General features: G+C 41.5%; 9 protein-coding genes. 4 read left to right on the top strand and 5 right to left on the bottom strand.

What is annotated here, in order from left to right; translation table 11 throughout:
* Together JW841_00080 and JW841_00075 are read right to left on the bottom strand one after the other, a co-directional pair.
* Positions 1 to 645, bottom strand: a 645-nt coding sequence (locus JW841_00080; protein MBN1959318.1) for a hypothetical protein, incomplete at its 3' end; no start/stop codon positions are given.
* A 571-nt stretch (positions 646 to 1,216) separates the two neighbouring features.
* Complete coding sequence (locus JW841_00075) at positions 1,217 to 1,864, bottom strand: hypothetical protein (GenBank protein ID MBN1959317.1); 648 nt, start codon at positions 1,862 to 1,864, stop codon at positions 1,217 to 1,219.
* Between the two features lie 341 nt (positions 1,865 to 2,205).
* Between JW841_00075 and JW841_00070 the strand changes: the two genes are divergently transcribed.
* A complete protein-coding gene (locus tag JW841_00070; GenBank protein ID MBN1959316.1) occupies positions 2,206 to 2,835 on the top strand; it encodes a sce7726 family protein in 630 nt (209 codons plus the stop codon).
* Here the strand turns inward: JW841_00070 and JW841_00065 are convergent.
* Genes JW841_00065 through JW841_00055 form a run of 3 tightly spaced genes read right to left on the bottom strand, consistent with a single transcriptional unit; the run spans position 2,820 to position 5,399 of the window.
* On the bottom strand, positions 2,820 to 3,896 hold the full coding sequence (locus tag JW841_00065; protein MBN1959315.1) for a beta family protein: 1,077 nt from the start codon (positions 3,894 to 3,896) through the stop codon (positions 2,820 to 2,822). The genes JW841_00070 and JW841_00065 overlap by 16 nt on opposite strands.
* The gene (locus JW841_00060; protein MBN1959314.1) at positions 3,889 to 5,100 is read right to left on the bottom strand and encodes an ImmA/IrrE family metallo-endopeptidase; all 1,212 of its coding nucleotides are present in this window, start codon (positions 5,098 to 5,100) and stop codon (positions 3,889 to 3,891) included. Before JW841_00060 ends, JW841_00065 begins: the two co-directional genes overlap by 8 nt.
* A gap of 14 nt (positions 5,101 to 5,114) precedes the next feature.
* Positions 5,115 to 5,399, bottom strand: a complete 285-nt coding sequence (locus JW841_00055; GenBank protein MBN1959313.1) for a type II toxin-antitoxin system HigB family toxin — start codon at positions 5,397 to 5,399, stop codon at positions 5,115 to 5,117.
* 432 nt (positions 5,400 to 5,831) lie between these two features.
* Here JW841_00055 and JW841_00050 point away from each other — a divergent pair, with 432 nt between their 5' ends.
* From JW841_00050 to JW841_00040, 3 genes are all read left to right on the top strand, one after another.
* A complete protein-coding gene (locus JW841_00050; protein MBN1959312.1) occupies positions 5,832 to 6,743 on the top strand; it encodes a hypothetical protein in 912 nt (303 codons plus the stop codon).
* Positions 6,744 to 6,928: 185 nt separating this feature from the next.
* Complete coding sequence (locus JW841_00045) at positions 6,929 to 7,138, top strand: helix-turn-helix transcriptional regulator (GenBank protein MBN1959311.1); 210 nt, start codon at positions 6,929 to 6,931, stop codon at positions 7,136 to 7,138.
* 219 nt (positions 7,139 to 7,357) lie between these two features.
* Positions 7,358 to 7,558, top strand: a 201-nt coding sequence (locus tag JW841_00040) for a hypothetical protein (GenBank protein ID MBN1959310.1), incomplete at its 3' end; no start/stop codon positions are given.

Genomic DNA, 7,558 nt, shown 5'->3' with positions numbered 1-7,558 from the left:
GAGTGACGAATGCGACTTCGGCATGACTGCTGGGGGTATGTCGGCAACAGGTACAGATTGCGATGCGACGCTATTAGATATATTTGCTGGTGATGTAATTATTGAAGCTTTGATTAGTGTTGGCGTTGATGATTCTGACTCTAGTTCTGTTGCTGGTATATTCACCAACAATGGCGCCTGTGCCTTTACCGGCAATTTTCGCAAGGTGCTCGCAACATCTGGTTTGGGGAAACGAGCCGCTAACATTTGTTCAACTTGACGCTTAGTTTTGCCGCGTGCTTGTTCAATCAACTCATGGGCTGATTGCGGATCAATGCCTTGAGGCAAATACGGCGCTAAAAGATTTATACTTGATAGAAACAACTCTCCGTTTGCGACTAGTTCAAAGATTACCGAAAAACGTCGCGCCAAACGCGCCGCATGAATACGCCGAGCAGTTTCATCTTCGCTAGCGCCCAAACGCTCGATGCAATAACTAAACAAAGAAGAGCAAGCTTGTTCTAAATAAAGCTTGCGCGCATCAACCTCAGCTAGATGTGCCAGCAGCTCAGCCGTAACTTTGTGCGCTTGACGATTCACTCGCGCAAGACTATCTAGGAGTTGTTGATTAGATAAATAAGTAAGATTGTAGTTAAAAACGCTCATAAGGAATCCCTCCTTAATTGTTGGTAGCACTATAGCATGGGTTTATTAACGAGTGATTTTCGCTTTAAAATAATCGTGGAGCGCTGCTAGAGGCTAAAAACGAAAAGGGGGTGCGTTTATAAAAATAAACCGCCATATAACTGCTGCAGCAGCTTTCTAGTGGGGATTTATGAAGACCTTTATAGTTGGGTTAGCGATTCGGGATTTTTTAACAAAACTATGTCAAGAAATATTTGAGGTAACACTAAATAAAAATAGTTATATCAAATAGAAAAGTACGTGATTGCACTTTGAGTTCTGCGTTATTGGCTTTAAAAAAATCATCGCATTTTTGGTCTGCGCTTTTTACGCGTCATTGTTATCCCCCCATGTTTATAAGAACTTATGCGTAATGAAATGATGAGTGGATACTAACTCACCATTATGTTCAAGCAGTTTACCTAGTGAAAAATAATAAGGCAAAAATGTTGAATAATAATGTGGGGGGTTGAGTTTGGGGAACTAATAAAATTTTTTCGCATAATTTTGATAGCAAATATTTTTTCAACTCAAATAATTAAATATTTGTTACTTATCGCTTAAATGATTCACGTGGAAAAAAGCTATACTTAACACCACTATCTCTAAGATGATCTAGCCACACAGATATCTGACGTGGTGTTGCATTTAACTCCTGCGCGGCCCTACCAAGATATGCATACTCATGAATTAATTCAGTAGCAAAAACAGAAGGATCATCAGAGCCGACAACTATCATGGGTTTATTAGATGCAGTTAAATCATTTTTCGGATTTAGCCAGCGAAAAATTGGATGTTGTATCATATCATCAAATGGACCAAGAGTTATATTAGAGCTAGGATTAACCTCAATCACAATATGAGCATCTACAATTTTTTTTGCCAACATATCCTGAACACTTGCTATAGCTTCATTCCATTTTGTATTTAATTCCACTTCTATGGTTTTATACCATGCCCTACGCACATTTATATCTGTATGGTATGCCCACCATAATTCACGCGCATGCCGATGAATGGTTTGTCTTAATCTTTCTTGCCTAGATAGTTGAGCATAACGACGACCTCCAAAAACCATAGGCACTTTATAAACATCGTCAACAATCTCATTAAAAGAGCCTGGCGGTTCTTCACTTCTTAGTTGCCAAGCCTCCCATAATCCATCACAGACCTTCAGTTTCTGACACCGGATACTTGCCAACGAACCCAATATTTAGGCAGGCATGTCCAGAAAATTCTATAGAGGGGTGTCAAATAGTTACGGGATTTTGTTTTTCTCTAGACATTAAGCTGATGACATAAAGCAATGTTTTCAATTTACAGTAATGAGCGAGAACGAAATAATGAGACAATGAACGCGGTACGGCAACTTATGACACGCATAGATTAAAACCTAAGATAAAAATATCGACTTGTAATAAACTAATCTTTCCTTGACCATCTATGCATAAAAGGTCAGAAAATCAACGCGATGGAATTTTCTGGAGGAACAGTAAGGACAGGGTCGCCTATCAAACAATTCTGTGGTAACAGTAACACATAATGGTACTAGTTACGAACTCAACACGATTGGGCTTTGGCGAGCCGCTGTGTGATGCCCAGATTAGAAGTGAGCTCGGCGCTCGTCTCCACAGGCGTTACTGTGGCAATCCAAAAATACGTGTAATTCATGAGCTGGGTATTTTGCAGGGGCAGGCTCGTGTAGATCTCGCTGTTATCAATGGGAGCATTCACGGCTACGAGATAAAAAGTGAGCGCGATACCCTGGATAGACTCCCAAGCCAAGTAGCAGCATTTTCTCGTGTACTTGATTATGCCACCATAATCACCGCACCTGAGCATCTTGATGGTGTTACCAGAATTGTACCAAGTTGGTGGGGCATACAGGTTGTTCGTCGACAAGGTAATCGTCTAAGGCTTGCTCATGTACAGAAGAAAAGCAGAAATCCTATGCGAGATTCTGAAGCGCTCGTGCAGCTACTGTGGCGGGATGAAGCACTGGCAGTGTTGCAGCAACTCGGATTGAGTCAGGGGTACAATTCTAAACCACGGCGGCTGATTTGGAAGAGACTGACTGACGCGCTGCCACCAACAAAACTTGCTACTGTGGTAAGGTTAAGATTGCTAGAGCGGGATGATTGGCGGCCAGCAGCAAGCTACAGCCCGAGTTGATCTATAACGTGTGTCAAATGATGGTTCGTTCCCACTTTTACCCAAGTTTCTAGATTCCCAGTGCCGCATTGTCGTTGTGCACATTGGTAAATACGTGAATCTCCCCAACTAAAACTACTTCCTCTATAGTCTGGAAGATCCACAAGTGTCTCGGCTAGAGTATAGAATTGACCAAAGCCATCAGGATGGGATTTTATGGCACGCCCACGAATTACCAGCACATCGTTATTAGTAGTGTAGCGAATTGCAGCACCGAGCGTGATTCGTCGGGGATCAAGGTCAAGCATATCAGGATGTACCACACCATAGTCCCCATACCCTAGATTTCTGGGAATGCTTGGCATTGCTTGCAATAGTTGCCAAATATCCCATTCGTTACGTGGCAATAGAGCTGTGGTGTCGGCATGAACTAATTCGCTAAGTCCTTGCGGCATAGATGAACCAGCAACAACGACAGACGCATATTCTTGAATGCTTTCAAGCGAACGCAGCATCCCAAGCACTGTCTCAGCAGTAGCGTTTGCATCATTATCTCTAATGGAACCTAGGTCGATCAAGATATGTGTCGCACTTGGCTGAACTTCAATTTCGTTCAAGAGCGCTTGTATGTTAACTGACAATTCATTGGGTAACGTAATATCATCTACTTCCAATCTAAGCAGCACCGATTTTACAACAAGACACATTCTGTGTGTCGCTTGAATATAGTAATCGTCGCGATCCAAGCCGATTGTCGGAATGGCTTCAATCTCATTTGCAATCAGTCTTTCTCCGAGGTAGACAAGAGGATGTTCTCCTGTAGACGTCCTGGTATCCAGAGGCAAGTCTTTAACATCATAGAAGATGGGACGTCCCATACCCCATGAGTCCCTAATATTTTCTGCTATTTTGTCAAGATGTCCATCAATAGGTTGATCGCGTTTATCTATAGGCATCCGTACAACATCTATAAGCGGCGTTAAACAGTGACGCGTATTGGACGCCAACTCTCGAAGTGCACCAAACTCACCTCGTTTGCTTTTAAGAATCGGAACATACTGCGGCGCTTTGCTGTTACTCATGGTTTTTGCCTCCAGCGAACAACACCCTCACTTGTTTGTTTCCGACTAGCTGATTAAACAAGCGGTAGTTGCGTGTTTCTTTGCGCAAGCGACCCGCCACAATAGCTGGATGAATGTTGAGCTTTGCAGCAAACGCGATAACCGATTCTGGAGTTCTCTCTCGAAACGCAGCACTTCGTTTCCACACAGCACGAGGTATGAGAGCCTCGCCTGCGGCTCGATCTGCCTCGCGTTCGCACTTGTCATCACTCGCATCGAAATCCAAATCATCAATAAAAGCATCGTCTGGCTTTGTAATGTGCAACTTCAAATGAGCCACCTCATGCAGCAAGGTGAACCAAAAGCTGTCAAGTCGATCGTAGCGCAGTGTCAAACCGATAATTGGACGACCAGTATGAGAGAGCATTACCATTCCGTCGAGTTTGGTTCTTGGAAGATGTGGCTCAATCACTAGCGCAATACCAGCGTTGGCCAAAACCCTACGTGCTTCAATGGGGCCCTGTGGGTGCCGACTGAGCCTAGCAAGGTCTTGCATAAATGTATCCGTCATAGTGTTTGGATTGAAGGTCTTTACATCAGATGAAGCGTTGCCCAGTATGTTCACTCTGGATATCCATGCTGCCAACGCGTACTCATCAATGCTGGCGCCGTATAGTCGTTTCTTAGTTTGTCGGAAATAAGCTGCCGCTGGAACACCAGGCAAGTTTGTAAGAAATTGTTTAGCAAGTGCTGCTGAAGCCTCTTTGATTTGTTTTTTTGTTGCTTCAATCCAGCCGCGTTTTGCCATCTCGGCAACAGGAAAGCGCGACCAATTGATATCTTCTTCTTGTTGATTATGCACAGGCTGCGATTGCAAAAGAACTTCTGCAGGAATACCAAGCCCTTCATGAAGAGCGCGGATCATTCTTAGACTCAAAGGCACTTTTCCAGACAACACCTCAGAGACTTTGCTCTTGCTGCCGATGTACGGCTCCAAATCTCTAGGAGTAAGGTTTGCTTCTTCCATACGAAAGCGAATCGCTTCAATGGGAGTAGGTTGCTCTATGGGAAAACGGTTGCGCTCATACTCTTCAACCAAAACAGCAAACACCGCCAATTGGTCAGCTTCGTCAGATCCAGCCTTAGGGTTGAGCATAATTAGCCGATCGATTTCAGCAAGCGACGCTGCGTGCTGCTCTGCGTTTTTAATAACTTGCGTCTTCATAACTATCTCCAATTTCACCACACCCATTTGTCATAATCAGCGTGAGTGCCCCACCTGCCGATGCTAATAACTTGGGCCGCGAATGAAATTATCACCTCCAAGCGGTAACTGTTTCCCTTCACGTTGAACACTATAGCCTGATCATTAATGATGCTTGCCGTTGGATATCGTTCCTTGAGTTCCTGCGGACTTTTCCACGCGGCAGTTTCAACTTCTTTTGTCCATGCTTTGATCCAAGCACGCGTGTCAGCGTGTCGCCGCTGAAAAGCTAAGAGCTTTTCTCTCCCAACCAATCGCATGTAAAGCCCTCAACCCCCTAGGATGGAACGCATTAACTGTTCCTATATTAGGAACCAATGTTTGTCTAGTATTTTTTTGTGTTCATTCAAAAAGTGACGCCACCAAATGCACAGGTCGGTTGGATTTTACAATCTCTGGTTCAGCTTCTCTAAATCTACCAAGCAAACTACCTCTCAGCTTGGCCGGCAGCAAACGAACTTAATTACCGGCACCTGTAATAATGAAACAAATCATTACTTTTACCAATGCATAAACGATTTATGGTTTCTTGTTAATTAGTAAATTTATTTAAAGACTAGAAGATTATTTTTAGTAATTAGCGATTTTACGATTATCGTGTGGCAACTTGTTAACTGCCTTATGGCAAAAAATCTTTAATCGATAATTAATATTGACCGTTATTATAATTATAAAAAAGAAACACGAATACCATGCTCAACATAACAGAACAAAACATTATAATTATCTCAGCAATTCTAATCGGTATGGTGTTGCTACTTATTGCTTTTTGCTATTCTAATATTTTGACAAAATTACGAAATAAACATCGAAAAAATGAAATCAATATTTTAAAAAATGAAATCGACTTATTCTTTTCATGGTCAGCAAATCATTTTAGCCCAGAAGATGTCATTAGAAACGCGAATAAAACTGAGATAGATGCGTTAAAACGTATTCTTGATACGACCAAAGAATCACCTGCACAACAAATAACAGAATTGCGATATGCTGGCAGCCATACAGTTGCATGGTTATTTAGAAAATTACGTGGTCATGAAGCCGAAGTATCGTATGATGAAATAATTATTGATGTCGCAAATAAATATAAAGTTACGATAAAACCAAATATCTCCTATGCCGAAACAGAAGCGCTAATTGTTGCTGCAAGCTTTAAAGAAATATTGAGCAATCTAAAAGAAGCACAACGACAAGAACTTCTTGAAAAAATAGAAGCTGAAGCTAAATATCACGGCAAAGAAATAAAATCAGTAGGTACTGTAACTGCTTCAATTGTTGCTGCTCAAGCTTCGGGCTTTGGAATTTATCTCATGGCCTCTACGGTAGTTGGCGCTTGTACGCATGCACTTGGTATAACACTACCTTTTGTTTTTTATACTGGCATGTCACAAGCTATTGCCGTAATCATCGTCCCATTAGGATGGACGGCATTAGCAATATGGGCTATTGGTAAATTGAGTGCGCCAGCTTATCGAAAAACCGTTCCAGCGATATTGCTAATAGCAGCTATAAGGAGTCGTTTAGAGCAACAAAGATTAGATCATATTCATGAACTTGATGTAAGAAAACAATGGTTAGAAAAACATATGGAGCTGTCTCGCTAATTTAATTGCGTATAAATAGTAATTAAACCTATGACTAATTTTTATAAAGTATATTATCAAGTTATATAATCTCTCACTTTTAAGTTACAAACTAATGGCTACACATAGTTGGAAATCCTTTCGCCGCCAAGCGTCTCCAGCAAAAAAACTGCTACAAAAAAAATGTTAGTGACAAATTACTCGAAATGGATATTCGTGAGCTACGTGAAATGTCGGGCAAAACTCAAGTCGAAGTAGCGCAAGCGATGGAAATTGCTCATAGTGAATTATCGCGACTTGAGCGTCGTGATGACCATCTTGTGTCGACTCTTCGTAAATATGTTAAAGCGCTTGATGGCGAATTAGAAATAGTTGCTCGTTTTGGCAATAAGTCAATCAAGCTTCATAGTTTGTAAATATTTACACATCGTTTTTTTGGCGTTGTCATGAGTATAAGTTTATAATCTATATATTTTCATCTTTATATTTTTAAAAGTCTGGACTACCGTTTTCGCGGGAATGGCTCATCTAAGGCTTGGCGCACTATACCTAACATATTATCTATTTTGTCATAATGTTAGGCATAATTATGAACACCTAGCGTATTTCATGTTCTTGAAGAAGAGTTTAAGCGCTTGCATAAAGCTAATGGTGCCTATGAAGCCGCTATAAAACGTGAAACACAAGGCGCTCCTTGGAGAAAAAAAGTTGGCAAGAAAGACTACCTATACCTTGCAAGACGTCAAAGCGGTAAAATTAAATTTCATTATGTCGGCCATGCCGATAATCAAAAGGCAAAAAAAATTATCGCTTCTGTTAACAAACGAAGGGAGTAT

This window comes from Deltaproteobacteria bacterium (assembly GCA_016931625.1).
GTDB lineage: Bacteria > Myxococcota > XYA12-FULL-58-9 > XYA12-FULL-58-9 > JAFGEK01 > JAFGEK01.
This window is presented reverse-complemented; position numbering and strand designations above follow the sequence as displayed.

Bases quoted from the DNA above. Each gene is read 5' to 3' on its own strand.
- JW841_00060 (MBN1959314.1), bottom strand. From the start codon at position 5,100: ATGAAGACGCAAGTTATTAAAAACGCAGAGCAGCACGCAGCGTCGCTT.
- JW841_00065 (MBN1959315.1), bottom strand. From the start codon at position 3,896: ATGAGTAACAGCAAAGCGCCGCAGTATGTTCCGATTCTTAAAAGCAAA.
- JW841_00045 (MBN1959311.1), top strand. From the start codon at position 6,929: ATGGATATTCGTGAGCTACGTGAAATGTCGGGCAAAACTCAAGTCGAA.
- JW841_00055 (MBN1959313.1), bottom strand. From the start codon at position 5,399: ATGCGATTGGTTGGGAGAGAAAAGCTCTTAGCTTTTCAGCGGCGACAC.
- JW841_00050 (MBN1959312.1), top strand. From the start codon at position 5,832: ATGCTCAACATAACAGAACAAAACATTATAATTATCTCAGCAATTCTA.
- JW841_00070 (MBN1959316.1), top strand. From the start codon at position 2,206: ATGGTACTAGTTACGAACTCAACACGATTGGGCTTTGGCGAGCCGCTG.